This is a genomic window from Gordonia sp. CPCC 205333 (assembly GCF_048537885.1).
Lineage (GTDB): Bacteria > Actinomycetota > Actinomycetes > Mycobacteriales > Mycobacteriaceae > Gordonia.
The window spans coordinates 177,777-199,958 of the sequence record NZ_JBCLVI010000004.1 but is presented as its reverse complement, the minus strand read 5'-3'; the positions used below and the strand labels follow the sequence as shown (position 1 = coordinate 199,958).

General features: G+C 62.4%; 24 protein-coding genes and 2 riboswitches. Of the genes, 10 read left to right on the top strand and 14 right to left on the bottom strand.

What is annotated here, in order from left to right:
* Positions 1-11 precede the first annotated feature (11 nt).
* Complete coding sequence (locus tag AAFP29_RS15450) at positions 12-956, bottom strand: amidohydrolase family protein (RefSeq protein ID WP_419218281.1); 945 nt, start codon at positions 954-956, stop codon at positions 12-14.
* Between the two features lie 160 nt (positions 957-1,116).
* On the bottom strand, positions 1,117-1,581 hold the full coding sequence (locus tag AAFP29_RS15445) for a tRNA (cytidine(34)-2'-O)-methyltransferase (RefSeq protein WP_419218280.1): 465 nt from the start codon (positions 1,579-1,581) through the stop codon (positions 1,117-1,119).
* 118 nt (positions 1,582-1,699) lie between these two features.
* Between AAFP29_RS15445 and AAFP29_RS15440 the strand changes: the two genes are divergently transcribed.
* The 3 genes from AAFP29_RS15440 (at position 1,700) to AAFP29_RS15430 (ending at position 4,469) form a co-directional block, all read left to right on the top strand.
* Positions 1,700-2,557 carry a bifunctional methylenetetrahydrofolate dehydrogenase/methenyltetrahydrofolate cyclohydrolase gene (locus tag AAFP29_RS15440; protein WP_419218279.1) on the top strand — a complete coding sequence of 286 codons (858 nt, stop codon included), beginning with the start codon at positions 1,700-1,702 and terminating at the stop codon, positions 2,555-2,557.
* 8 nt (positions 2,558-2,565) lie between these two features.
* Complete coding sequence (locus AAFP29_RS15435; RefSeq protein WP_419218278.1) at positions 2,566-2,895, top strand: DUF3017 domain-containing protein; 330 nt, start codon at positions 2,566-2,568, stop codon at positions 2,893-2,895.
* A gap of 170 nt (positions 2,896-3,065) precedes the next feature.
* Positions 3,066-4,469, top strand: coding sequence for a hypothetical protein (locus tag AAFP29_RS15430; protein WP_419218277.1), 1,404 nt, complete (start codon positions 3,066-3,068; stop codon positions 4,467-4,469).
* A gap of 11 nt (positions 4,470-4,480) precedes the next feature.
* Here the strand turns inward: AAFP29_RS15430 and metX are convergent, their stop codons facing one another.
* Positions 4,481-5,641: a homoserine O-acetyltransferase MetX gene (gene metX / locus AAFP29_RS15425; RefSeq protein WP_419218746.1), complete on the bottom strand. Its 1,161-nt coding sequence runs from the start codon at positions 5,639-5,641 to the stop codon at positions 4,481-4,483.
* Positions 5,642-5,684: 43 nt separating this feature from the next.
* Positions 5,685-7,010: a bifunctional o-acetylhomoserine/o-acetylserine sulfhydrylase gene (locus AAFP29_RS15420; protein ID WP_419218276.1), complete on the bottom strand. Its 1,326-nt coding sequence runs from the start codon at positions 7,008-7,010 to the stop codon at positions 5,685-5,687.
* Positions 7,011-7,071: 61 nt separating this feature from the next.
* Positions 7,072-7,202, bottom strand: a riboswitch (SAM riboswitch).
* Positions 7,203-7,385: 183 nt separating this feature from the next.
* On the opposite strand from AAFP29_RS15420, the gene AAFP29_RS15415 reads away from it, so the two are divergent.
* Positions 7,386-8,153: a hypothetical protein gene (locus AAFP29_RS15415; RefSeq protein WP_419218275.1), complete on the top strand. Its 768-nt coding sequence runs from the start codon at positions 7,386-7,388 to the stop codon at positions 8,151-8,153.
* Between the two features lie 20 nt (positions 8,154-8,173).
* Here AAFP29_RS15415 and AAFP29_RS15410 read toward each other — a convergent pair whose 3' ends face one another.
* From AAFP29_RS15410 to AAFP29_RS15395, 4 genes are all read right to left on the bottom strand, one after another.
* Positions 8,174-9,139 carry an acyl-CoA thioesterase gene (locus AAFP29_RS15410; RefSeq protein ID WP_419218274.1) on the bottom strand — a complete coding sequence of 322 codons (966 nt, stop codon included), beginning with the start codon at positions 9,137-9,139 and terminating at the stop codon, positions 8,174-8,176.
* 125 nt (positions 9,140-9,264) lie between these two features.
* Entirely contained in the window at positions 9,265-9,975 is a 711-nt protein-coding gene (locus AAFP29_RS15405) for an MgtC/SapB family protein (RefSeq protein ID WP_419218273.1), read from the bottom strand.
* 345 nt (positions 9,976-10,320) lie between these two features.
* Positions 10,321-10,497, bottom strand: a riboswitch (M-box (ykoK) riboswitch).
* A gap of 77 nt (positions 10,498-10,574) precedes the next feature.
* Entirely contained in the window at positions 10,575-11,060 is a 486-nt protein-coding gene (gene bfr / locus AAFP29_RS15400) for a bacterioferritin (protein WP_419218272.1), read from the bottom strand.
* A 133-nt stretch (positions 11,061-11,193) separates the two neighbouring features.
* A complete protein-coding gene (locus AAFP29_RS15395; protein WP_419218271.1) occupies positions 11,194-11,391 on the bottom strand; it encodes a (2Fe-2S)-binding protein in 198 nt (65 codons plus the stop codon).
* Positions 11,392-11,559: 168 nt separating this feature from the next.
* Between AAFP29_RS15395 and AAFP29_RS15390 the strand changes: the two genes are divergently transcribed.
* From AAFP29_RS15390 to AAFP29_RS15365, 6 genes are all read left to right on the top strand, one after another.
* Positions 11,560-11,787: a ribbon-helix-helix domain-containing protein gene (locus tag AAFP29_RS15390; RefSeq protein ID WP_419218270.1), complete on the top strand. Its 228-nt coding sequence runs from the start codon at positions 11,560-11,562 to the stop codon at positions 11,785-11,787.
* A 44-nt stretch (positions 11,788-11,831) separates the two neighbouring features.
* Positions 11,832-12,086, top strand: coding sequence for a toxin (locus AAFP29_RS15385; RefSeq protein WP_419218745.1), 255 nt, complete (start codon positions 11,832-11,834; stop codon positions 12,084-12,086).
* Positions 12,087-12,288: 202 nt separating this feature from the next.
* Positions 12,289-13,536: an MFS transporter gene (locus AAFP29_RS15380; RefSeq protein ID WP_419218269.1), complete on the top strand. Its 1,248-nt coding sequence runs from the start codon at positions 12,289-12,291 to the stop codon at positions 13,534-13,536.
* Between the two features lie 107 nt (positions 13,537-13,643).
* Positions 13,644-14,492 (top strand): exodeoxyribonuclease III, encoded by an 849-nt coding sequence (locus tag AAFP29_RS15375; RefSeq protein ID WP_419218268.1) that lies wholly within the window; start codon positions 13,644-13,646, stop codon positions 14,490-14,492.
* Between the two features lie 25 nt (positions 14,493-14,517).
* Positions 14,518-15,522, top strand: coding sequence for a tryptophan--tRNA ligase (gene trpS / locus AAFP29_RS15370; RefSeq protein ID WP_419218267.1), 1,005 nt, complete (start codon positions 14,518-14,520; stop codon positions 15,520-15,522).
* 3 nt (positions 15,523-15,525) lie between these two features.
* Positions 15,526-16,584 (top strand): YhjD/YihY/BrkB family envelope integrity protein, encoded by a 1,059-nt coding sequence (locus AAFP29_RS15365; protein WP_419218266.1) that lies wholly within the window; start codon positions 15,526-15,528, stop codon positions 16,582-16,584.
* A gap of 28 nt (positions 16,585-16,612) precedes the next feature.
* On the opposite strand, the gene AAFP29_RS15360 is transcribed toward AAFP29_RS15365, so the two are convergent.
* From AAFP29_RS15360 to sdhC, 6 genes are all read right to left on the bottom strand, one after another.
* A complete protein-coding gene (locus AAFP29_RS15360; protein ID WP_419218265.1) occupies positions 16,613-17,899 on the bottom strand; it encodes a serine hydrolase in 1,287 nt (428 codons plus the stop codon).
* Between the two features lie 41 nt (positions 17,900-17,940).
* A complete protein-coding gene (locus AAFP29_RS15355) occupies positions 17,941-18,375 on the bottom strand; it encodes a hypothetical protein (RefSeq protein ID WP_419218264.1) in 435 nt (144 codons plus the stop codon).
* 120 nt (positions 18,376-18,495) lie between these two features.
* Complete coding sequence (locus tag AAFP29_RS15350; RefSeq protein ID WP_419218263.1) at positions 18,496-19,281, bottom strand: succinate dehydrogenase iron-sulfur subunit; 786 nt, start codon at positions 19,279-19,281, stop codon at positions 18,496-18,498.
* Positions 19,281-21,035 (bottom strand): succinate dehydrogenase flavoprotein subunit, encoded by a 1,755-nt coding sequence (gene sdhA / locus AAFP29_RS15345; RefSeq protein ID WP_419218262.1) that lies wholly within the window; start codon positions 21,033-21,035, stop codon positions 19,281-19,283. The genes AAFP29_RS15350 and sdhA overlap by 1 nt, the downstream gene beginning before the upstream one ends.
* A 60-nt stretch (positions 21,036-21,095) precedes the next feature.
* Complete coding sequence (locus AAFP29_RS15340) at positions 21,096-21,557, bottom strand: succinate dehydrogenase hydrophobic membrane anchor subunit (RefSeq protein WP_419218261.1); 462 nt, start codon at positions 21,555-21,557, stop codon at positions 21,096-21,098.
* A gap of 13 nt (positions 21,558-21,570) precedes the next feature.
* A complete protein-coding gene (sdhC, locus tag AAFP29_RS15335) occupies positions 21,571-21,975 on the bottom strand; it encodes a succinate dehydrogenase, cytochrome b556 subunit (RefSeq protein ID WP_419218260.1) in 405 nt (134 codons plus the stop codon).
* Positions 21,976-22,182 lie beyond the last annotated feature (207 nt).

Sequence of the window (22,182 nt, the reverse complement as noted above, 5' to 3'; positions counted from 1 at the left end):
CGATCTAGCCGTCAAGCGAATCCGGTGAGCTGAGCGCCGGTGTGATCCAAGATCATTGCCGCGTCTGATACGGACAGGCCCTCCTCGATGTACGTCGCGGCCCTGACATACCGGTTACCGCCCTGGTAGGGAAAATCTGAGCCGAATACCAGCCGGTCGGCACCCAACGATGCGACAGCCGCTTGCAGTGCGGGTGCATGGTCATGCCCAACGGTGTCGAACCAGATTCGGCGGGCAGCGTCCTTGGGCGCTTCCGGGCAATCCGGTGCCTCCCACTCCATGATCTGTCGATTCGCCCGTTCCAACACCATCGGTAACGCGCCGCCCAGATGGCAGGTCACGATCTTCATATCCGGGTACCGCGACGGGATGCCCGCCAGAATCAGATGCATGATCGCGATGGTGTCTTCTATCGGCGCACCGATGGACCACGTCAGCGAATGGTCGGAAATGAGCGGGGACTCCGCCCCGCATCCGGCCGGATGGACGAAAAGTATTGCGCCCCTGCGATTCAACTCAGCGTAGAGCGGATCGAAAACTGGACTGGCGATCGACTGTCCGAGCACCGATGTCGTAATCGCCGCCCCGCGCATACCCAGGTCATCCAGGGCGCGATTTAGTTCCGTCAACGCGGCCGACATGTGGGGCAGTGGCAGCGACGCGAGTGCTCCGAATCGCCCGGGGTTCTCGTTCGAGAGCCTCGCGTACTCGTCATTGACGAAACGCGCGCTATCCACGGCTGTCGCCTCATCCTCGAAATGTGGGGAAGCCGGTGTCGCGGTTAGGATTTGCAGGTCGACTCCCGCTTCGTCCATGAGTGCGAATCGACCGTCCAGATCGCTGCGTGACGCCCCGGCGCCAAGATTGCGATGGACGTCGGTGCCGGCTCGCCCGTGCCAGTCGAGTAACGCGAGATACTCGTCTGACCACAGGTGGGCATGGATATCGATACGCACGGGTTTCATGCTAGGAATCGCAAGCGTTCCTCGCAGCGGTGTGTCGGATGATTGGTGGACACGACACCTTCCAGCCGGAACTGTCCCCCTGACCGACGCAGGCGCCATATCGGCGTCTGCCGCGCCCACGTGGACAGTCTCAGTGATACGCGAGGTGGCCTTAGATCGCTCCGTCGAATTCGTTCTGCCGCCAGGCTTCGTAGATTGCAATGCTCGCCGAGTTGGCGAGATTATGTGAGCGGCGCTTGGGCAGCATCGGGATGCGTATTTGTGCGGTGATGTGCTCGTCTTGCAGGACAACGTCGGGCAATCCGGTGGGCTCGGGTCCGAAGAGCAGTACGTCACCGGGCTGGTAAGAAACGTCGGTATGGAAGCGAGTGGCGTGTGCCGAGAATGCGTAAACCCGTTGCGGCGCAAGCTTTTCCCATGCGGTATCCAGATCAGGATGCACGGTGACGGTGGCCATCTCGTGATAGTCGAGGCCGGCGCGTTTCACCTGGGTGTCGTTGATCTGGAAACCAAGCGGCTCAATGAGGTGCAATTCGCATCCGGTATTGGCCGCCAGCCGAATCGCATTACCCGTGTTAGGTGGTATGCAGGGCTGATAAAACATGATGCGGAACATGAAAATGCACGCTAGCAGGAGGATCAAGTGCCAGCAGTCACCGCTGGATATGTTCGGCGAGGTCGTGGTCGGTCGACCGCTGAGTGAAGTACCGCTCGGCTAATGAAACAATGGAGTCGTGACGGCGATACGACTTGACGGCAAAGCAACCCGCGACGACATCTTCACCGACCTGTCGGCCCGCGTGGACAAGCTCCGCGCAAACGGCATCGTTCCAGGTCTGGGAACTATTCTGGTCGGCGACGACCCCGGATCGCAGTCCTATGTCAAGGGAAAGCACGCTGATTGCGCCAAGATCGGCGTCGAATCGATTCGTAGGGATCTGCCCGCCGATATCACCCAGGCGCAGCTCGAGGAAGTGATCGACGAGCTGAATGCCGACCCCGCCTGCACCGGCTATATCGTTCAGCTTCCGTTGCCCAAACACCTCGATGAGAACGCGGCACTCGAACGCATTGCACCGGAGAAGGACGCCGACGGCCTGCACCCGATCAACCTGGGTCGGCTAGTGCTCGGCAAAGAGTCGACGCTTCCGTGCACGCCGCGTGGCGTGATCCACTTGCTGCGGCGCTACGACATTCCGATCGACGGTGCTCATGTCACCGTTATCGGCCGTGGTGTCACGATTGGCCGTCCGATCGGGTTGCTGCTGACCCGGCGCAGCGAGAATGCCACGGTTACGTTGTGCCACACCGGAACCCGTGACCTCGCTGCCGAAGTGCGTCGCGCTGATATCGTCGTCGCGGCCGCCGGCGTCGGGCACCTGATCACCGCCGATATGGTCAAGCCGGGCGCTGCCGTGATCGACGTCGGGGTCAGCCGCACCGATGCCGGACTGGTCGGCGACGTCGCTCCCGACGTTTGGGATGTCGCCGGATATGTATCGCCCAATCCGGGTGGCGTCGGCCCGCTGACCCGGGCATTCTTGCTGGTCAACGTTGTCGAGCGCGCGCAAGCGCAGCTCGCCGAAGCGTAAATCTGACTATGGCCGAGCAGCCCGCCCTCGACGATCGGACCGACCGGATCCGACGCGCCCGACAGCTGCGTCGCTACATCGTGCAGATCCCGTACTTCATCGTCTTGGGTGTCATCGGAGTGGCCGCGATCCTGGTCATCTTCGGATTTTGGCGCAAAGGTGCCTTGGTATTCAGCGGGGCGTTGCTGCTCGGCGCGACGTTCCGCGCACTTCTACCGGTGGGCCGGGTTGGCCTGTTACAGGTACGCAGCCGGTTTTTCGACGTCTCGGCGATGGCCTCGATGGGCTTGTTGATGTTGTGGTTGGCCTCCTCGATTGCGGCGCTCGGGACTGACTGATTCATCGCTGCCGCTGATGCCGCCTGACGTAAAGGTAACGTTTTGGTATACAGTGGGAGGAATACTTTTTAGCCAAGCAAAGCGATGGGTTAGTCGACATCAGTTCACCCGAGTTGCACACAGATATCACCGACGTCAGTCCGACGTTGGGTGTGTCCGCAGGTCGAGGCATGATTCATGTCGCCAGGGTTGGGTTTGATCCGGCTGGTCGAAGTGTCATCGACAGCAGGGTTCTCGATGTCGATCCTGAAGATGGTTTGAATCAGGCGAGTAGGGTCAACTCCGCTATCGACGTGATGCAGACGGCGAGTACCGACGTGGCAGACGCATCGGCGATCTGTGTCGCGGTCCGCCCGGACGGCGAAACCGCGGAATTGAACCGCGGGACCGGCCGTCGACGACGGGTGCGCATTGTCGACGAAAATCTCGCAGTGGTCCGGTACCTCTCCAGTACCGGACTACTTGCTTCCTACGAGTCGGTCCTGGTCATCGACTGCGGTGACTCCGGTATGACGATGTTCACCACCACGCCGTCGGCCGAGGATGTCACTGACGTCGTTCGTACGGCTGCGCTATCTGGGCGCGAATTGGACAAGCGGATCGCGGCGGCCGTCGCCGACGAACACGGATGGTTCAAGCGCCCGACCGATGAACAGATCGCGGCATGCCGGACCGCTAAGGAAGAGCTCTTCAGCACCGAGGAACGGTCATCCTCGGGACATGTGCTTGTGCGCGCCGACGACGTCGAAAACGCGGCGCGACCACTGATTTCCGCAGCCGCGTACAAGGTTTCGCAGTACGTAGCGCGCGGAGGTCCGACGCCGCAACTGGTGATAGTTGTCGGTGGTCTCGCGAATATTCCGCAGATCGTGGCCGGACTCGGCGAGGCTGCCGGCGCGGCAGTCCTGGCCGCACCGTCCCCGGAGTTGGCAGCCGCACTTGGCGCGGCGCTAACCGCACGCGAAACCGATTCCGGCCTAACGAAATTGGCGACGATCGGTGGTCGCCGCAATCGTGACTGGTTGTCCACTGCGCCTCTGATAGTGGTGGGGGCGGCGGTCGGTGTGATCGCGATGTCGGTATACGCGAGCGGTTCGCTGACGAGTAGCGAAAGCCGCTTTGTGCCATCTGGTCCCAGTACTCCGACGGTCAGTGAAGCGTCGATTTTGACGACACGGACTACCGCTGCCGGCGACTTCGGTCCGCAGGGCGATGCGACGTTGGCCCCAGACACGCGCGATGGTGCCGGGCCAGGCTGGGCCACAACGCAATTGAATCCGACCACCCCGGCGCGCACCCGCACGTTGGTGCCGACGACCTTGCCAACGGGCTCGTCGTCGGGAAGTTCAGAATCGTCGTCGAAACCGCCTACCAGTGGGCCATCCACCTCAACTACGACGTCTCCGTCGATCCCGTTTGTCCCGTCGGGAATTCCGTTGCCGCCGGACCTGATTCCGTCGGGCCTGATTCCGTCGCCATCGCCCGCGCCGCGACCGCAGAGTGCGCCGGGCGAGGGCGGTCAGACGCAGCGGGCGCCCCGCACGCCACCACCACCGGTAGTGCCGCAGCGCTAGCTGATAGCGACTTAGCGTCGTGCGAGATCCATTGTCCACGTGAGTAATTCGGCGATCGCGGCGAATTCGGTGAGGAATCCGTCGTGGCCTTTGTCGGAATCGATAGTCTGCAGACCGCCGACGCAATTGCCGAGTTTGTCGGCGAGTTCACGCTGTAATCGGATCGGATAGAGTCGATCGGATTCGATGCCTCCGACGATCACCGGGACCGGGCAGCCGGCAAGAGCGGCGTCGATGCCTCCGTTGTTGCGGCCGACGTCGTGATGGTTGAGAACCTCGGACAGAACCACGTAGCTGCCTGGGTCGAATCGGGTAATCAGTTTGGCCGCTTGATGTTCAAGGTAGCTCGCGACGGCATAGCGCCCACCGGCGAGCGGCAGTTCGCCGGCCTGAGGATGATTCCCGAATCGCTCATCGAGCTCGGACTCCGCTCGGTAGGTGAGGTGCGCGATGCGCCGGGCGATGCCCATGCCGGTCGCCGGTACCTGGCCGGTGCCGTAGTAGTCGCCGCCCTGCCAGGCGGGATCTGCTTTGATCGCCGCGATTTGTGTTGTCTGCGTGCCGATCTGGTCTGCGGTGGCTCGCGCGCCAACGGCGAGAACCAGCGCTGAGCGCACTCGGTCTGGGTAGGCGACGGCCCATTCGAGCGACCGAGCCCCGCCCATTGAACCGCCGAGAACCGCTGCGACCGAAGGGATTCCAAGCGCATCGATCAGCGCGACTTCCGCGCGCACCTGATCGGCGACGGTGAGTTGCGGAAAACGTGAACCATAGGGGCGGCCGTCGGCGGGATGACTACTTCCCGGTCCGGTTGAGCCGTGACAGCCGCCGAGCACGTTTACCGCGACAACGCACCATTCGTCGGTATCGACAGCACAGCCGGACCCGATCAGCCCATCCCACCAGCCGGCCATCGGAAAGCTGTCATCGGCCGGGCCGGTGACGTGGGAATTTCCGGTCAGTGCATGCAGGGCCAGCACCACGTTGTCCCGAGACGGCGACAATGCGCCCCAGCGCTGAAACGCCAGGGTCACATCGTCGAGCGTCGCTCCGTTGTCGAGCGCGATCGACCCGACCCCGATGCTGTGCAAGACGGCGTCTGCTGACGTCTCCCAGTCATCGAAAGTGTTGTGCCCCAAGGGGGCAGCGGGTAGGTCGATACTCACGGACAGCGGTGGTCTTCCTCGGTAGAACTATGGTGGCGGCTGCCGGACACTACGCGGTAGCGGCGAATCCCTGTTCGAGATCGGCGATGATGTCGTCGATGCCCTCGATCCCGACAGCTAGTCGCACCAGGCCGGGGGTAACGCCTGCGGCGAGCTGCTCCTCCGGGGTGAGCTGACTGTGCGTGGTCGATGCCGGGTGGATCACCAGCGAGCGCACGTCGCCAATGTTGGCGACATGGCTGTGCAAGGTCAGCGCATCGACGAACTTCTTGCCCGCGTCAACGCCGCCGGACAGCTCGAAGCTGATGACTGCGCCAATCCCCTTGGGGGCCAGTTGCTTTGCGAGTTCGTAGTACTTCGACGATTCGAGACCGGCGTAGTTGACGCTCTCCACCTGGTCGTGCCCGGTAAGGAAAGCCGCGACCTTCTCGGTGTTCGCTACATGACGCTCGACGCGCAGGCTCAGCGTCTCCAAACCTTGCGCAAGCAAGAACGCGTTGAATGGCGAGATAGCAGCACCGGTGTCGCGCAACAACTGCACGCGAGCCTTGAGGGCGTAGGCGGGCGCACCGAGGTCAGCGAACACGACGCCGTGGTAGCTCGGGTCCGGTGTGGTGAAGCCGGGGAACAAGTCGACACCGTCACGCTGGACCCGCCAGTCGAAAGTGCCGCTGTCGATGATCACGCCGCCGATTGCAGTGCCGTGGCCGCCGATGTACTTGGTGGCCGAATGCACGACGATGTCGGCGCCATGAGCGATCGGATTGAGCAGGTATGGCGTGGCGACGGTGTTGTCGATGATCAGCGGGACACCGTTGCGGTGCGCGACCTCGGCAACGACCGGGATATTGAGCACCTCGATATTGGGGTTGGAGATCGACTCGCCGTAGAAGGCGCGAGTGTTCGGGCGGACCGCGGCCTGCCACGACACGGGATCGTCGGGGTCGTCCACGAAGGACACCTCAATGCCGAACTTGGGCAAGGTGTAATGGAAGAGGTTGTAAGTGCCGCCGTACAGACGAGGGCTCGAGACGACGTGGCCGCCGGCTTCGACGATGTTCTGAATCGCGTAGGTCTCCGCGGCCTGCCCTGAGGCAACGAGCAGAGCTGCCACGCCGCCTTCGAGGGCGGCGAGGCGCTGCTCGACGGCGTCCTGTGTCGGATTCATGATGCGGGTGTAAATATTGCCGGGTTCGGCGAGACCGAAGAGATCCGCGGCGTGCTGGGTGTTGTTGAAGACGTATGAGGTGGTCTGGTAGATCGGCAGAGCGCGAGCGTTGGTGGCAGCATCGGCCGACTGTCCGACGTGGATCTGCTTCGTTTCGAAGCTCCAGTTGGCAGTCGTATCCACAGTGGTGTCAGGGGTGTCAGACATTTCGGTGAAGTCTCTTTCTCGGTCGGCGGGGTGTTACCCCGTTTGGAGGGTCCGACCTTCGGACCCGCGCTTGCCGCATGTCCCGCATCGTTGCCGATGAGTGACCTACAACCCGGTCATCACCCGGAGCACCCCACCGCGGAGGAGGGTTGCTGATCAGCCAGCCGGGGCTTGCCGCTGATGCTCATGACCTGGCGTCAAGGGTATAACACCGTTCGTCGCCGAACTGAACCCTCTCGATCACGGCGAGGAAAAATCGGGCGGCGAGGTGGCGACGCGACGGGTGCCCTCGGCGGGGTAGGGTGGCCGGTGAAGTAGCTGCCGTATCTGGTTCTGACGAGTATCCCGGTGGCGCAGATGTGCCCGGGAGGCTTGATGAATGTAGAAGGCTGTTGGTCAACGGTCATCTGTAATGCGTCCGAGCGTGCTGCGGTGGGATATCCCGGCCAGGAGTGGGCGTTGCAGTGCCGACTATCGTCCGGACACGACGGCAATCACGCGACTGACGGTGATCGTGGGGCCGCGCCAACTCGCCGTCGCTGGCTCGAGTGGACTGACTTCAGCGAATATCCGCATTCACTTCTGGAACGCGATCCGTGCCCGGTCCACGGGCGAACCGGCGCGGCCTGCGAGTTGTTCGTCGGTCACGGCGGACTGCATTTCTATGCGCCGATCCCATCGCGGACTGTCAACCAACAGCCCGCCCCCGCGCCGCAGGCGTCAGTAGCGCAGGCGTCTGCGCCACAGTCGACTCCGCCGCCGGTGGCACCGCAATCCACGACGCCGCCCGCCGCGTCGTCCGCCCCAGCCCCGACAGTGGCGGCGCGCGGACTCGACTATCGGGGTGGGCACCGGATGATCGACACCCCGCAGCCCAAGCCGGAGCCGCAAGCGCGGCCCGAGCGCGGACAGACGCCGGAACTGAACGGGGTCGAGTCGACCCGTGCCGAAACATTCGACCGGATAGACGCGACGATTCGCGAGAGCATGGAACTGCTTGCTGCTGATCGCCGCGCGATAAATACTCCGAATGCGTCGACCGATGTCAGGTCAGCCGACGCGGCTCTGATCAGTGACGCGTTGGTCGATGTCGCGGCAGCCTTCGAACGATTGGCACTGGCGTACCGATCCGCCGGGCGGTAGATCGCACGAGGCAGCCGATGTCACACCGACGCGACGCTATGCAATGGGCGGCGCGGCAGTTTGGCACGAAGTGCGACGAGGTCGCGTGCATGTCTTTCGAGTGCGATGTCCTCATCGGTAACTGGAATCCAGCGTCGAACCGCCGTCGCGTCACCGTCGGCATCGACGGCCGCGACAATCGTCAACGAATGCGCGCAGTCGCGCAGGACGCCCGTATGCGGATCACCGGCCCGCACATGTACGGAGATATGCATTGTTTGCTTTCCGGTGTGGATAAGTCTGGCATCGAGTTCGACGACATCGCCGATGTGAATCGGCGCGTAGAACCGGATGCCGCCGACGTAGGCGGATACGCACCGGCCGCCGCACCAGCGCGCCGCGGTGAGGTATGCGGACTCGTCCATCCACTCCATCACTCGCCCGCCGTGGGCGTTTCCGCCCCAGTTGACGTCGGTCGGTGCGGCCAGGAATCGGGTCTGGGACCGGGGTGCGGTCCCGGCGTCGGAATACGTCATCGTCGACATCGCGGATTCGATGCGCTTGCGAACTGGGATACGCGAGGTGGCGTATGCCTCGACGGCGCGGTCGGCGTCGTTGTCGGGTATCCATTGCCGAACGGGACGCGGACGATTGTCTTCGCCCATCGCGACGAAGATGACCAGGCAGTCGCTGGCGACGGTGAACACGCCCGTATACGGATCGGCCGACCGGACCGTGCAGGCGATATGCATGCTCGACGTTCCGGTGTGGACCAGCGACGCGGTGACTTCGACGATGTCGCCGGGTTCGATACCGCGGGTGAAGGTGATGTTGCCGACGTAGACGGTCACTGAATAGCCGCCCGACCATGCGGCCGCGCACGCATAGGCGGCCTTGTCGATCCAGGACAATAGCCGCCCGCCGCGGACCGCGCCGCCCAATGTCGTGGCATCGGTGGGGGAGGCGAGAAAGCGGAGCGTGATCTCGCGAGGCGGCGTAGCGGACATGGTGTTCTCCTGACGTGGGCAATGATCCAGCGATCATGGCCTGACCTCGAATCTCGCAGCCGTCCGGCACGTTGTTGTGAGAATGTCGCCATATTCCGTTTACATCTGGGCGGTTGGTGCTGAACTCAGTCGACCGCGGAGAGATCGACGACCGTCCACCGCACCGCGCTCACCGCTGGCGCCACGATGACGTCGGCGATTGCCGCTTCGATCTCACGATCGTTGCGTTCGTCGGCGAGTGCGGTCACGGTGATCCGGACGCCGTCGTCGTCGGGGAGATCGATGGCGGCGATTGATTGCACGGTGAGGTCGGGGCGAGAGATCGCGTCGAATACCAGTCGACGTATCGCGGCCTCGGAGTCGGTGGGGCAGCGGACTTCGAATTGGTACTCGGCCGGGTTGTCCTCACGGCTGTCCCGGTGCTGTCGGTCCATCGCCCGTCCGAGCGGGCGCAGCACCATGTTCGCCGCGATGATGGCGACCGCACCAGCCAGCGAAACCCAGATCATTCCGCCGCCCGCCAACGCGCCGACGGCGGCCGACGCCCACAAGGTCGCCGCGGTATTGAGGCCCGACACCGTGGATCCCTGCTTCATGATGACACCCGCTCCAAGGAAGCCGATACCCGAAACAACTTGTGCCGCAACGCGAGTGGGGTCGGCGTCGGGGCCGGTGAACGAATAGGCGCCCATCACCACAAATAGCGCCGCACCGAGACTAACCAATGCGTTGGTGCGTAGGCCGGCAGACCGGGACCGCCATTGACGCTCGAATCCGATGGTCGCGCCGAATAGCAATCCGCTGCCCACGCGTAGCGCGATATCCCAGGTAGTCATTGGTCGGTACCTCCGAGATCAAGATGCATTGGCGTCGGGACACGCTTAGGAATGTCACATGTGCCGTAGCCGGGTGAAAGGTGTTGGGGCATAGCGAAAGATCGTAAGAAGCGAACCTGCTTTGCCGGTCAGGTTGGGCCTCGATGATCGAGCTCCGGGGATGCCGAGGCGTCGTGGCGTTGAATCAGCGCGATTCGGCGCCGACAACGAGAAGGCGGTGTGAATCCGCCGTGCTACTTCGACTGTCGTCCACACCGTCACCTCCTCGCCCAGAGTGCCCGGCCTTATGCCGAGCGCGAACCAAAAATATTGCGGCGCAGGTGAATTGGTCAGAGTAGTTCTGAAAAGACGCCTCCACGTTGAGCTTTGGCACTGCACGACGTAGTTCGTACCGCGGACGGCCGATAGCCACTTTGGGTCAACCCTTAATCCGGGAGGACCTGTCCTAACCTTGGGCGTCTCTCGACGTCGTGAGATCAGTGGCCTGTATTCGTGCAGGAGCCTCGCCTAACGAAGCGCTGCGCAGACGACGATAGCCGCACTCGGCTCTGGTTGCCAAGCGCGGCTATCGAGTCGTGGGCTAACTCACCCGTCGGACCTCATCCGTTGGACGGGGGAGTGGCGACGGTCTTCGCCTGGTACAGCTGGTCGCCGAGGCGATCCATCAATTCAAGTTGTGTCTCGAGGTAGTCGATATGTTCCTCTTCCTCGCCGAGGATTCGCTCGAAAAGCTTGGCCGAGGTGATGTCGCCCTTTTCGCGGCAAAGTTTGATGCCGGGACGTAGCCGCTCGACCACCTCGACCTCAATATTCAGATCCGCCTCGAACTGCTCCCGCAACGTCTGGCCGATGCGCAATGGCAGTAGCTTCTGGTAGTTGGGTAGGCCTTCGAGGAAGAGGATGCGGTCGGTGAGGATCTCCGCATGCGTCATCTCTTCGATGGATTCGGCGCGGGTCTTCGCGGCGATCTCGGTCAGACCCCAGTTGGCCTGCATCTTGGCATGCAGAAAGTACTGATTGATGGCTGTCAGCTCACTGGTGAGCTGCTCGTTCAGAAGGGTAATGACCTCGTCGTCCCCACGCATGATCTCTCCGTTCAGTACTGAAAGTTCTCGGGCTGACGTCCCGTGAACACGGGACGTACCGAACTGAACGTAACACGCGAAAAAGCCGCGCGTCGGGTGAATCCGTTCGACGTGCGGTGCGTATTTAGTGAGGTCAGGCTGCCGTTACTGCCCTCCTGAGGCCACATGTTGCTGCGCGTTCGCAGACCATTTCATCGAGTCTGTCCAGGCATGTTCCGCATCCTTCGCCGGCTCCGCAGCGATCCCCGATGGCGTCGACGCTGCTTGCGCCCTCATCGAGGTAACCATTGACGTCGTCTTCGGTAACGCCGCGGCAAATACAAACGAACATGTAGAACTCCTGATCCAGATTAGGTAAGGATTACATACCGAGCCAGGACATATCAAGGGTTGGCTTACCTTGCAGGGGTTAGGGCGACTGCGTGCGATCAGGAAACGATGCCCGCTGGTGTGCGAGTGATTGTCGCCTGATGTATCCGACCAACGGTAGGATGAGAATATGGCAAAAGATAAGGTATCGGTGACACTAGATCGGGCAGTGCTTGCTGAGGCGGATGGGGACGCCAAAGCGGCTGGACTGAATCGGTCGGAGTTGATCGAACAAGCGCTGCGGCACGAGCATCTCCGACTCGCTCTGCGCCGCTACACCGAGCAGACGGTCCCGGCGCTGAACATCGACGACTACGCCGAGAAGATCTACCGGGCAAACCGGGCCGGTGGACTGTGACCGTATCCGGCGACATATCGCCACGTCGCGATACCGACCACGAAATGTACGTGGTGGTGTTGTCGAACTCGATCCATTTGGCTGCGAACACCGGGCGCGTGATCACCTGCCCATTCATCCCCGGAGCCATCCCCGCCGATGCGACGGCAATGGTCGTACCAGTGGACCGACCCGTCGGTGTCGTGCTTCCCGAACTTGTACAGTGGCTTCCCGATGTCGCTCTCGGCGAATCGATCGGTAACGTGGGGGCGGACGTAGTTCATCGGACCGCCGCTGTCGTAGCGGCACTGGTGAGGTGATGTTTCGGGGTTCGATTGCCGGTATCGGCGGGCCGAGTCGCAGTCGCCCGTATTCGTGCGTTCCCCGTCGGCATGAAACATGGTTGAGCATTTCGACTCAATCCCGACATTTCGCGACCATCGTCAACGTAAGTACAACCGACTGTGAACGATTTCACCACTGATCGGGGATGACTGGTGATTGCGGAAGAGTTACGCAAAGGTGCCGGTTTCCATTGACTCCTCGACCTCCGTCGATGCTCCCGTAACAGTCCCGATCACCGATCGGGCTCGTCGCGCAGCCATGATTGCGATGGCGCTGGGCGGATTCGGTATCGGCACAACCGAATTCGTCGCGATGGGCCTGCTGCCCGACATCGCCGAGTCGCTGCGAATCTCCGAGCCGACGGCCGGGCACGTGATCTCGGCGTATGCCCTGGGTGTGGTCGTCGGTGCGCCGCTGATCGCGGCACTCACCGCACGAATGTCCCGGCGTACCCTCCTCATCGGTTTGATGGTCGCGTTTGTCGTCGGCAATGCGGCTTCGGTGCTCGCTCCCAACTATGCGACATTGATGATCGCGCGATTCGTCGCCGGACTTCCGCATGGTGCGTACTTCGGCGTCGCGGCACTGGTCGCCGCGCATCTTGCCAAGCCGGGTAACAGAGCTAAGGCGGTGGGGCAGGTGATGTTGGGTTTGTCGGTCGCCAACGTCGCGGGGGTGCCGATCGCGGCGTGGCTCGGTGGACAATTCGGCTGGCGAGTCGCACTGATTCTGGTCGTCGCCATTGGCGTCGTGACCGTGCTGGCACTTCAGCGCAGCCTGCCGGCGCTCCGCGATATGAAAATCACCAACCCGATGACCGAACTCGGCGCGCTGCGCCGCGGACAGGTGTGGCTGACGCTGCTCATCGGCACGGTCGGCTTCGGCGGCATGTTCGCGTTCTACACCTACCTCCACACAACCCTGACGTCGCTGTCCGGGGTCTCTGAGGGGCTGATTCCGTTGGCGCTCGCGTTGTTCGGGCTAGGCATGGTCGCCGGCAATATCGTCGGCGGCATTGCTGCCGATCGCAGTGTGGGGTGGAGCATGTTCGCGGGCCTGGCGTCGGTTGCCGTTGCCCTCGCGGTCTTCGTCGCTGTCGTCGACGTAACGTGGCTGGCGATGGTGTTGACCTTCTTCGTCGGCGCGTCCGGGTCCTCGCTGGTGCCCGCGCTGCAGACGCGGTTGATGGATGTCGCACAGGATGCGCAGACCTTGGCCGCCGCACTCAACCACTCTGCTCTAAATGTCGCCAATGCACTCGGGGCATGGCTCGGTGGCGTCGTGATCGCGGCCGGGATGAGTTATCGAGCCCCGTCGGAGGTCGGTGTTCTGTTAGCGTTTGCCGGTCTGATGGTGCTCGGCATCGCCGTGCTGACCGCTCGACGCCCGGCCGCCACCCCCCGGCGTCGAAAATCGTCCGAATAGTTGCTCGGCGAGGGCAATATGCCCTCGCCGACGCACTATTCGGACGATTTTCGCGGGACGGCGGCGGCGGTCGGACGATTGTCATAGGCCTTGGGTAGCGTGGTCGCGTGCCAATCATCACCACGATCAACGTCAACGGTATTCGCGCGGCGGTAAAGCATCGGAACGAGCACAATCACGGTTTGCTGCCGTGGTTGGCCGCGTCGGATTCGGATGTCATTGCGCTGCAAGAGGTTCGGGCGACCGACGACGAAGCGCGTGAATCCCTGGGCCCCGCGCTCGACGATGGCTGGTATTTGGTGACGGCTCCGTCATCGGTCAAGGGACACGCTGGGGTGGCGCTGCTCAGTCGCAGCGAGCCGACCGCGGTGCGCGCCGGCATCGGCAGTACCGAGTTCGACGATCTCGGTCGCTATATCGAAGCGGACTATCTGGTCGGCGGCGAATCACTGACCGCGGGCAGTCTCTACCTGCCCAAAGGTGCTGTCGATCCGGAACTCACTCGTACCGCGACTGAGAAAGATGTCGTGAAATTCGACGAGAAGAGACGTTTCCTAGCCGAATTCGGCGACTTCCTCGCCCGGCACGCGGCATCGGGACGCGACGTCGTGGTCGGCGGCGACTGGAATATCGCGGCAACCGAGAACGACATCAAGGCATGGAAGACGAATAAGAAGAGCCCCGGCTTCCTACCGCATGAACGGGAGTGGCTGGCAGGTCTGTTCGACGACGGCTGGAACGACGTCATGCGGGATCTGGTCGGCGACGAACCCGGGCCGTATTCGTGGTGGTCATGGCGCGGAAAGGCTTTCGATAATGATTCGGGCTGGCGGATCGACTTCCACGCGGCGACCGCAGCATTGGCGCGCCGCGCAGTCAAGGCATATGTCGACCGACCCGACGCCTACGACCTACGGTGGTCCGATCATGCCCCGGTGACCGCCGTCTTCGGCTAGAAACTCGTCTGAAAGACTGGACCGCATGACCAGAGTTCTCTCCGGTATTCAGCCGACCAGCGATTCATTCCACCTCGGAAACTACCTCGGTGCGGTGCGTCAGTGGGTCTCACTTCAGGATGAATTCGACGAAGCCTATTACTTCATCCCGGATATGCACGCGATCACGATGCCGCACGATCCCAAGGTGCTGCGGGAGCGCACTCGGCGCAGCGTCGCGCAATTACTCGCGGTTGGGATCGACCCGTCCCGCGCGACGATTTACGTACAGTCGCACGTGCCCGAGATCGCGCAGCTGACGTGGGTGTTGTCCTGCATCACCGGTTTTGGTGAAGCGAGTCGCATGACGCAATTCAAAGATAAGTCGGCCAAGGGGGGCACCGATGCCGCAGGCGTCGGTCTCTTCACGTATCCGATTTTGATGGCCGCCGATATCCTTGCGTTCCAAGTCAACGCGGTGCCGGTCGGAGAGGATCAGCGTCAGCATCTCGAGTTGACACGAAATCTGGCGCAGCGCTTCAATTCTCGCTTCGGGAAGACGCTCCGGGTCCCGGAGGCGTATATCGTCGCCGATGTCGCGAAGATCTACGATCTGCAGAATCCAACCGCCAAGATGAGCAAGTCAGCCGAGTCCGATGCCGGGCTGATCAGTCTGCTCGATGAACCCAAGAAATCGGCGAAGAAGATCCGCTCCGCGGTCACCGACAACGACCGGGTGATCGAATTCAATCGTGAGACGAAGCCGGGCGTTTCTAACCTGCTGACCATTCAGTCCGCGCTAACCGGCACACCAGTCGACGACCTGGTCGACGGTTATACGGGTAAAGGCTATGGCGACCTCAAAGTCGACACCGCCGATGTCCTCACCGAATTCGTCACGCCGTTGCGGGACAAGTTCGACGAGGTGCTCGCCGCGCCGGACTATATCGACAAGATCCTTGCCGACGGCGCCGGACGCGCGCGTGAAGTGGCATCGAAAACCCTTGCGGCCGTTTATGACAAGGTCGGATTCCTTCCACCGGAAAGCTAACGGATGTTTGACCGTGTCAAGCAATGGGTAATGCACATCGTGGAGATGTTGAAGGCGCTTTTGGCTCGGCTACGTGCTCGGTTCGGCGTGGTCGACCATGCGATAAGGACCGTCGGGCGCTATAACGACAAAGAGGGCAATGTCTTCGCGGCGGGTCTGACCTATCGCACCGTGCTGGCGCTGGTACCCATAATGATGGTTGCCTTCGCGGCCGCCGGTTTTGTGCTGGCGTCGCGACCGGATCTGATTCAGACGATGAAGGACGCGATCATCGACGCCGTGCCCGGCGAACTCGGCACCCAGCTCAACAAGATCATGGACTCGGCAATCGCCTCCCGTACCACCCTGGGCATCGTCGGCCTGGTCGCGGCGGCGTATACCGGCATCGGGTGGATGACCGCGCTGCGCGGAGCGCTCACCCAGATGTGGGGCGGGAAGGTCGAACGTAACGCTGTGCTGTCGAAGGTCTTCGACCTGGGCAGCTTCGTGCTGCTCGGGTTGACCTTCCTGGCGACTATCGGGATATCGGTACTCGGTGGCGGCACCGTGTTGCGCGAGGTGCTCTCGTGGCTGGGATTGTCGGATCAAGGCTGGGTGCCCGGTACGTTGAGAATTGTCGCCTTCGTGGTGTCGATTGCGGCGAGCACGTTGTTGTTCAGCTTCATCTTGTCTCGGATTCCTTTGGTAGACTTGCCATTTCGTCGAGCGTTGACCGCCGGGCTGGCAACCGCGCTGATCTTCGAAGTGGTCAAACAACTGGCCGGCATCTACTTCAAGTCGGTGATCGGCAGTCCGGCCGGGGTGGCGTTCGGACCGCTCCTGGGTCTCATGGTGCTGGCGTATCTCGCCGCGCGCATCATTTTGTACGCGAGCGCGTGGTGCGCGACGGCGACAGTCAACGAAGAGTTCCAGGTCGTCGAGGAACCAGAGCCATTGCCGCCGGTATATCTCTCACCCGTGTACGAGGCGCATCCCGTGCCAAGCCCGAAAACGATGTTGGCCAGCGTCGGAGTCGGAGCGCTGGTGGGCTACCTCGCCAGCGGCTGGCGTCACAAGCCGTAGCGCTAGGCCCCAGCAGTCCTAGCCGGAGCTATCGCTTGTTGATACTCAGCCCCGCTGCCGCGAGCAGTACGGCGATCAGCGCCGCTACCAGCCCGATAAGTACTCGCTTGGACCAGTTACCCGACTCGTTGGTTCCCGACGTCGTGCGATGCGCGGCATTCTCCGGATCCGCTGCGACCGTGGTTGTCTGCTCGGTCGCCGAGTTCGCCGGCTCAACCAGAGTTCCGACGGCGTCGGATTCGGACGTGGCGAAACCATGGTCGAACATGAGTTTCGCCTGATCCCAGTAGTCGTTGGACGTCTTGGTATTGAGGCCGTACATCTGCACGATGACCACCCTGCGACCGTCGCGCTGCGCCGCTCCGACGAAGGTCTTACGGGCGTCGTCAGTGAAACCTGTCTTGCCGCCGAGCATTCCCGGGTAGCCGTTGAGAAGCAACGAGCACGACGTCTGCATCAGATATGACGGATGGTCCTTGTCGCCAGGGATCGACGGGTCACGCGGATAGCCGGGAAACCGGTAGGTCGGCAGGGCGATGAGTTCGCGAAATGTCTCGTTGCGCATCGCGGCGCGGAAAATGAGGGCCAGATCGTATGCCGACGTCGACATTCCGGGCGCGTCCAGACCCGACGGTGAGGCAGCACGAGTGTCGTACGCCTGCAACGACTTTGCCTTGTCATTCATCTTGGTCAAAGTGGCTTCGGTGCCGCCGAGCTCTCGCGCCAGTGCACTCGCGCAGTCATTGCCCGATACCATCACCAGGCCCGTCAGCAGTTGACGGTTGGTGTAGTGCCCGCGGGGTCCGGTGCCGCAGGAGTCGCCCTCGGTGCTGTAATCCTCCGCGGTTACCGAGACAGTCTTCTCGAGGTCGAGTTCATCGAGTGCCACCAGTGCGAGCAGCACCTTGATCGTCGATGCCGGGCGGTAGCGCCCGTGGGCGTCCTTGGCGGCGAGCACTTTTCCGGAATCGAGGTCGGCGATCAGCCATCCGGCAGGAGCCATGGCGGCGAGCTGCGGTGCCGGTGACGACGTGGCCATCCCGCAGTGTGCGAGGCGGTCGCCGCCGATGGTCGGGGAGTGCACTGGCAACGGAGTTGGCACGGTGTCACCGGGTTTGGGCACCTCCGACTCGTCGACCGCGGGTGGGGTGCTGACCTTGTGTGGGCAGTGGTCGGTGGGCACCGGGGAGGCGTGACCCGGCGTCGCGGGGACGGTGAGGAGACCGAAGACCGCCACCAGTGTTGCGACGACAACGAATCGTGCGGCGACCGCGATCGCTGTGCCCCCGTCGGGCCGTCGTGTGACATACCTCATCGTCGTGAAGTCTAAGTCATCCCCGATTCGGCCGTGTGACCTCAACCGCAGACGGCGATTCCTCGACGTCGGTTCACCGTGTTGCGGGTCTTTACGGCACCGTCGACCGCGACTTCACAACTGGCATGGGAGCCGCTGGTTTGCAGATAGACGACGAAGGCGGTGGTCGGGGTGCGCGTTGAGTAGGTCAAGGTCGACGACCACAGTCGGGTCTTGTCGTCGAAGCTGGGCAGGATTGGCTTCTGCTGTGTCCGCGGTCGATTGGCCGAGTCGATCCAGCCGGCCGCGACGTTCTCGCGACTATCAGAGCTGAACGTGATCTCGACGATGTGACCAACGCGCGGTGCCGCATCGGCGTGGGCGGTGAGAAGAGCGGCGGTGAGAAGTGCGGCGGTGAGAAGTGCGGCGGTGAGAAGTGCGGCGGTGAGAAGTGCGGCGGTGAGGACGGTGCGTATCCGAGCGGCGATGTAGTTCATGGCCTCTTGGACGCAGCACAATGACGGTTTGGTTCCATCCGAACGCGATCTCGTCGGACGGAAATTGGAAACCGCCCCGCCCGACGATCGTCGGACGGGGCGGTGGCTTTGTCGAAAGTCTTAGCGCGAGAACATCAATGCGCGTTTGACCTCTTGGATGGCCTGGGTGACCTGAATACCACGCGGGCAGGCGTCGGTGCAGTTGAAGGTGGTGCGGCAGCGCCACACACCGTCGGAGTCGTTGAGGATGTCGAGCCGCTCGACTGCAGCCTCGTCGCGACTGTCGAAGATGAACCGGTGCGCGTTGACGATCGCGGCGGGGCCGAAGTAGCTTCCCTCATTCCAGAACACCGGGCAGCTGGTGGTGCAGCAGGCACACAGGATGCATTTGGTGGTGTCATCGAAACGCGCGCGGTCCTTCTGCGACTGGATGCGCTCGTAGGTCGGCTCGTTGCCGCTGGTGATCAGGAACGGTTTGATCGCCCGGTACGCGTCGAAGAACGGTTCCATGTTGACGATGAGGTCCTTCTCCACGGGAAGGCCTTTAATCGGCTCGATGGTGATGGTGACGTCTTTATTCTTGTCCTTCGGCAGCATGTCCTTCATCAGGAGCTTGCAGGCCAGGCGGTTGACGCCATTGATCCGCATGGCGTCGGAACCGCAGACGCCGTGGGCGCAGCTGCGGCGGAAGGTCAGCGTGCCGTCCAGGTAGCCCTTCACATACAGCAGAAGGTTGAGCAACCGGTCGGTCGGCAGCGCGGGAACGCGGAAGCTTTCGAACCCGGCGGCGTCGGGATCTTCCGGGTTGAACCGGTAGATCTTCAGCGTCACCATGGTTGCCTCCGGCGGCACCGAGGGCAACGGCGGCTCGGTGGTTGCCGGGTTTTCTTCGACGATAGCGGTCATCAGTACTTACGCTCCATCGGCTCGTAGCGGGTCTGGATCACGGGCTTGTAGTCCAACTCGATGTCGGCAAGCAGACCATCGCCACGCTTGTAGGCCATGGTGTGCTTCATGAAATTCGCGTCGTCGCGGGTGGGGTAGTCCTCGCGGGCGTGGCCACCGCGCGACTCCTTGCGGTTGAGTGCACCGACAACGGTGACCTCAGCCATCTCCAACAGGAAGCCAAGCTCGATGGCTTCGAGGAGGTCGGAGTTGAATCGCTTGCCCTTGTCGTGCACCCGAATGTGGGCGTAACGCTCTTTGAGGGCACGCACTTCGGTGAGCGCGGTGGTCAGCGTCTCTTCGGTGCGGAACACTGATGCGTTGTCATCCATGACGCGTTGCAGGGTGGTGCGAATGTCGGCGACGCGCTCGTTGCCGTGTTCGGACAGGACCGACTCGAGCCAGTCGTCGACCATCGCGGTCGGCGCTTCGGGGAGCTCGGTGAAGCCGACCGAGTTGGCGTAGTCGGCCGCGGCGATACCGGCCCGGCGGCCGAAGACGTTGATGTCGAGCAGCGAGTTGGTGCCCAGGCGGTTTGCGCCGTGTACCGAGACGCAGGCGCATTCACCGGCCGCGTAGAGCCCGTGCACGACGGTGTCGTTGTCGGAGAGCACCTGACCCTCGATATTGGTCGGGATGCCGCCCATCACGTAGTGGCAGGTCGGGTAGACCGGCACGTATTCGGTGACCGGGTCGACGCCTAGGTAGGTGCGGGCGAATTCTGTGATGTCGGGGAGTTTTTCGTTGAGCACGTCCTCGCCGAGGTGGGTGACGTCGATGTAGACGTAATCCTTATTCGGTCCGGCGCCTCGGCCTTCGAGTACCTCGAGCACCATCGACCGGGCGACGATGTCACGGGGGGCGAGGTCCTTGATGGTCGGTGCGTAGCGCTCCATGAAACGCTCGCCGTCGACGTTGCGCAAGATGCCACCCTCGCCGCGGACCGCCTCGGAGATGAGGATGCCCAGGCCAGCCAGGCCGGTCGGATGGAACTGGTGAAATTCCATATCCTCCAAGGGAAGTCCCTTGCGGAAGACGATGCCCATGCCGTCACCGGTGAGGGTGTGAGCGTTCGACGTCGTCTTGTACATGCGGCCCGAGCCGCCGGTGGCGAAGACGATCGATTTGGCGTGGAAGACGTGGATCTCGCCGGTGGACAACTCGTAAGCGATGACGCCGGTGGCGACCTGCTCACCCTTCTCGTTCTCGGTGAGTGCGATGTCGAGGGCGTAGAACTCGTTGTAGAACTCGACGTCGTGTTTCACGCAGTTCTGGTACAGCGTCTGCAGGATCATGTGTCCGGTGCGGTCCGCGGCGTAACAGGCGCGTCGCACTGGAGCTTTACCGTGATCGCGGGTGTGTCCGCCAAAGCGGCGCTGGTCGATCTTGCCTTCGGGCGTGCGGTTGAAGGGCAGGCCCATCTTCTCCAGGTCGAGAACGGCGTCGATGGCTTCCTTCGCCATGATCTCCACCGCATCCTGGTCGGCGAGGTAGTCGCCGCCCTTGACGGTGTCGAAGGTGTGCCACTCCCAGTTGTCTTCCTCGACGTTCGCCAGTGCGGCGCACATGCCGCCCTGCGCCGCCCCGGTGTGGCTGCGGGTGGGGTACAGCTTGGTCAGCACTGCGGTGCGGGCCCGCGGCGCTGATTCGATTGCTGCGCGCATACCGGCACCGCCGGCACCCACGATGACGACGTCGTAACGGTGTTCCTGCATGTTTCCCTGGGTCTCCTCTGGGCGGGGCTAGCTGCTAGTTGCCGATAGTCCGGGGTGGCTCTAGTTGCCGACGCTGCTGGTGTCGAAAGTGAGTAGCGCGTAGGTGCCGAGCACCAGCACGAGGATCATCGACAGAGCGAGCAGCACGTTGAGCCAGAAACGCGTCGAATCCTTGCGGGAGTAGTCGGCGATCACGGTGCGCACGCCGTTGCCGCCGTGCAATTGGGCCAGCCACAGCATGGTCAGGTCCCACACCTGCCAGAACGGTTCCTTCCACCGCGCTGCGACGAACGAGGCGTCGATGCGATGCACGCCGTCGTCCCAGGCCAGCATGATGAACATGTGACCGATGGTGAGGATGATCAGGGCCAGACCCGAGAAGCGCATGAACAGCCATGCGTTCTTCTCGAAGTTGCCGCCCTTGGGTTTACGAGGTGAGCGGGGGTTGTCCAGGCTGGCCGGACGGTCATATTCCTTGCCCAGGGACTTGGCGGTACCCGGCGCGGCTTGCGATGCGGTCATCAGGTGCCTCCTTTTAGAGCGAGTGGATGAGGATCTGCAGCAACCGGATGGCAGCCGCACCGAATACGAGGGCGAAGACGGCGAGAATGGTCCAGAGCATCTGGCGCTGGTAGCGCGGGCCCTTCGACCAGAAGTCGACCAGGATGATCCGAAGCCCGTTGAGTGCGTGATAGAGCACGCAGAAGACCAGCGCGATCTCCATCAGGCCGATGAGCGGAGTCTTGTAGGTCTCGATGATCTCGGAGTACTTGTTCGGGTCAATACGGATGACCGCCGTGTCGAGCACATGCACGAAGAGGAAGAAGAAGATCGTCACACCGGTGATGCGGTGCAGGACCCAGGACCACATGCCTGGATCGCCTCGGTATAACGAGATCTTGCGCACCGGTGCGGGTGCAACTTCGGTGGGGGTGCTCATGGCGAAAAATGGCCTCCGCTGTTCTCGGGCTGGACCGCTCAACTGTGTGGTCGAGCGACACAGTGGCTTGTACCGCTTAGATCACTCAGACCCATAGCAACAGACTTTAAACCTAAGCTGAGTGCCATTGTTAACTGGCTGAAGTGATCTGAGCGACTAAAGAATTCAACTAAGGATTGCCTTACCAAGCTTTTATTGCTATAAGCA

What these genes read in the sequence shown, in the direction of transcription:
- trpS (WP_419218267.1), top strand. Translation starts at nt 14,518, where the DNA reads ATGACCAGAGTTCTCTCCGGTATTCAGCCGACCAGCGATTCATTCCAC.
- AAFP29_RS15365 (WP_419218266.1), top strand. Translation starts at nt 15,526, where the DNA reads ATGTTTGACCGTGTCAAGCAATGGGTAATGCACATCGTGGAGATGTTG.
- AAFP29_RS15355 (WP_419218264.1), bottom strand. Translation starts at nt 18,375, where the DNA reads ATGAACTACATCGCCGCTCGGATACGCACCGTCCTCACCGCCGCACTT.
- AAFP29_RS15390 (WP_419218270.1), top strand. Translation starts at nt 11,560, where the DNA reads ATGGCAAAAGATAAGGTATCGGTGACACTAGATCGGGCAGTGCTTGCT.
- AAFP29_RS15340 (WP_419218261.1), bottom strand. Translation starts at nt 21,557, where the DNA reads ATGACCGCATCGCAAGCCGCGCCGGGTACCGCCAAGTCCCTGGGCAAG.
- sdhC (WP_419218260.1), bottom strand. Translation starts at nt 21,975, where the DNA reads ATGAGCACCCCCACCGAAGTTGCACCCGCACCGGTGCGCAAGATCTCG.
- AAFP29_RS15360 (WP_419218265.1), bottom strand. Translation starts at nt 17,899, where the DNA reads ATGAGGTATGTCACACGACGGCCCGACGGGGGCACAGCGATCGCGGTC.
- AAFP29_RS15385 (WP_419218745.1), top strand. Translation starts at nt 11,832, where the DNA reads ATGTACGTGGTGGTGTTGTCGAACTCGATCCATTTGGCTGCGAACACC.
- AAFP29_RS15435 (WP_419218278.1), top strand. Translation starts at nt 2,566, where the DNA reads ATGGCCGAGCAGCCCGCCCTCGACGATCGGACCGACCGGATCCGACGC.
- AAFP29_RS15415 (WP_419218275.1), top strand. Translation starts at nt 7,386, where the DNA reads ATGAATGTAGAAGGCTGTTGGTCAACGGTCATCTGTAATGCGTCCGAG.
- AAFP29_RS15405 (WP_419218273.1), bottom strand. Translation starts at nt 9,975, where the DNA reads ATGACTACCTGGGATATCGCGCTACGCGTGGGCAGCGGATTGCTATTC.
- sdhA (WP_419218262.1), bottom strand. Translation starts at nt 21,035, where the DNA reads ATGCAGGAACACCGTTACGACGTCGTCATCGTGGGTGCCGGCGGTGCC.
- AAFP29_RS15430 (WP_419218277.1), top strand. Translation starts at nt 3,066, where the DNA reads ATGATTCATGTCGCCAGGGTTGGGTTTGATCCGGCTGGTCGAAGTGTC.
- AAFP29_RS15420 (WP_419218276.1), bottom strand. Translation starts at nt 7,010, where the DNA reads ATGTCTGACACCCCTGACACCACTGTGGATACGACTGCCAACTGGAGC.
- AAFP29_RS15445 (WP_419218280.1), bottom strand. Translation starts at nt 1,581, where the DNA reads ATGTTCCGCATCATGTTTTATCAGCCCTGCATACCACCTAACACGGGT.
- AAFP29_RS15410 (WP_419218274.1), bottom strand. Translation starts at nt 9,139, where the DNA reads ATGTCCGCTACGCCGCCTCGCGAGATCACGCTCCGCTTTCTCGCCTCC.
- AAFP29_RS15395 (WP_419218271.1), bottom strand. Translation starts at nt 11,391, where the DNA reads ATGTTCGTTTGTATTTGCCGCGGCGTTACCGAAGACGACGTCAATGGT.
- AAFP29_RS15350 (WP_419218263.1), bottom strand. Translation starts at nt 19,281, where the DNA reads ATGACCGCTATCGTCGAAGAAAACCCGGCAACCACCGAGCCGCCGTTG.
- bfr (WP_419218272.1), bottom strand. Translation starts at nt 11,060, where the DNA reads ATGCGTGGGGACGACGAGGTCATTACCCTTCTGAACGAGCAGCTCACC.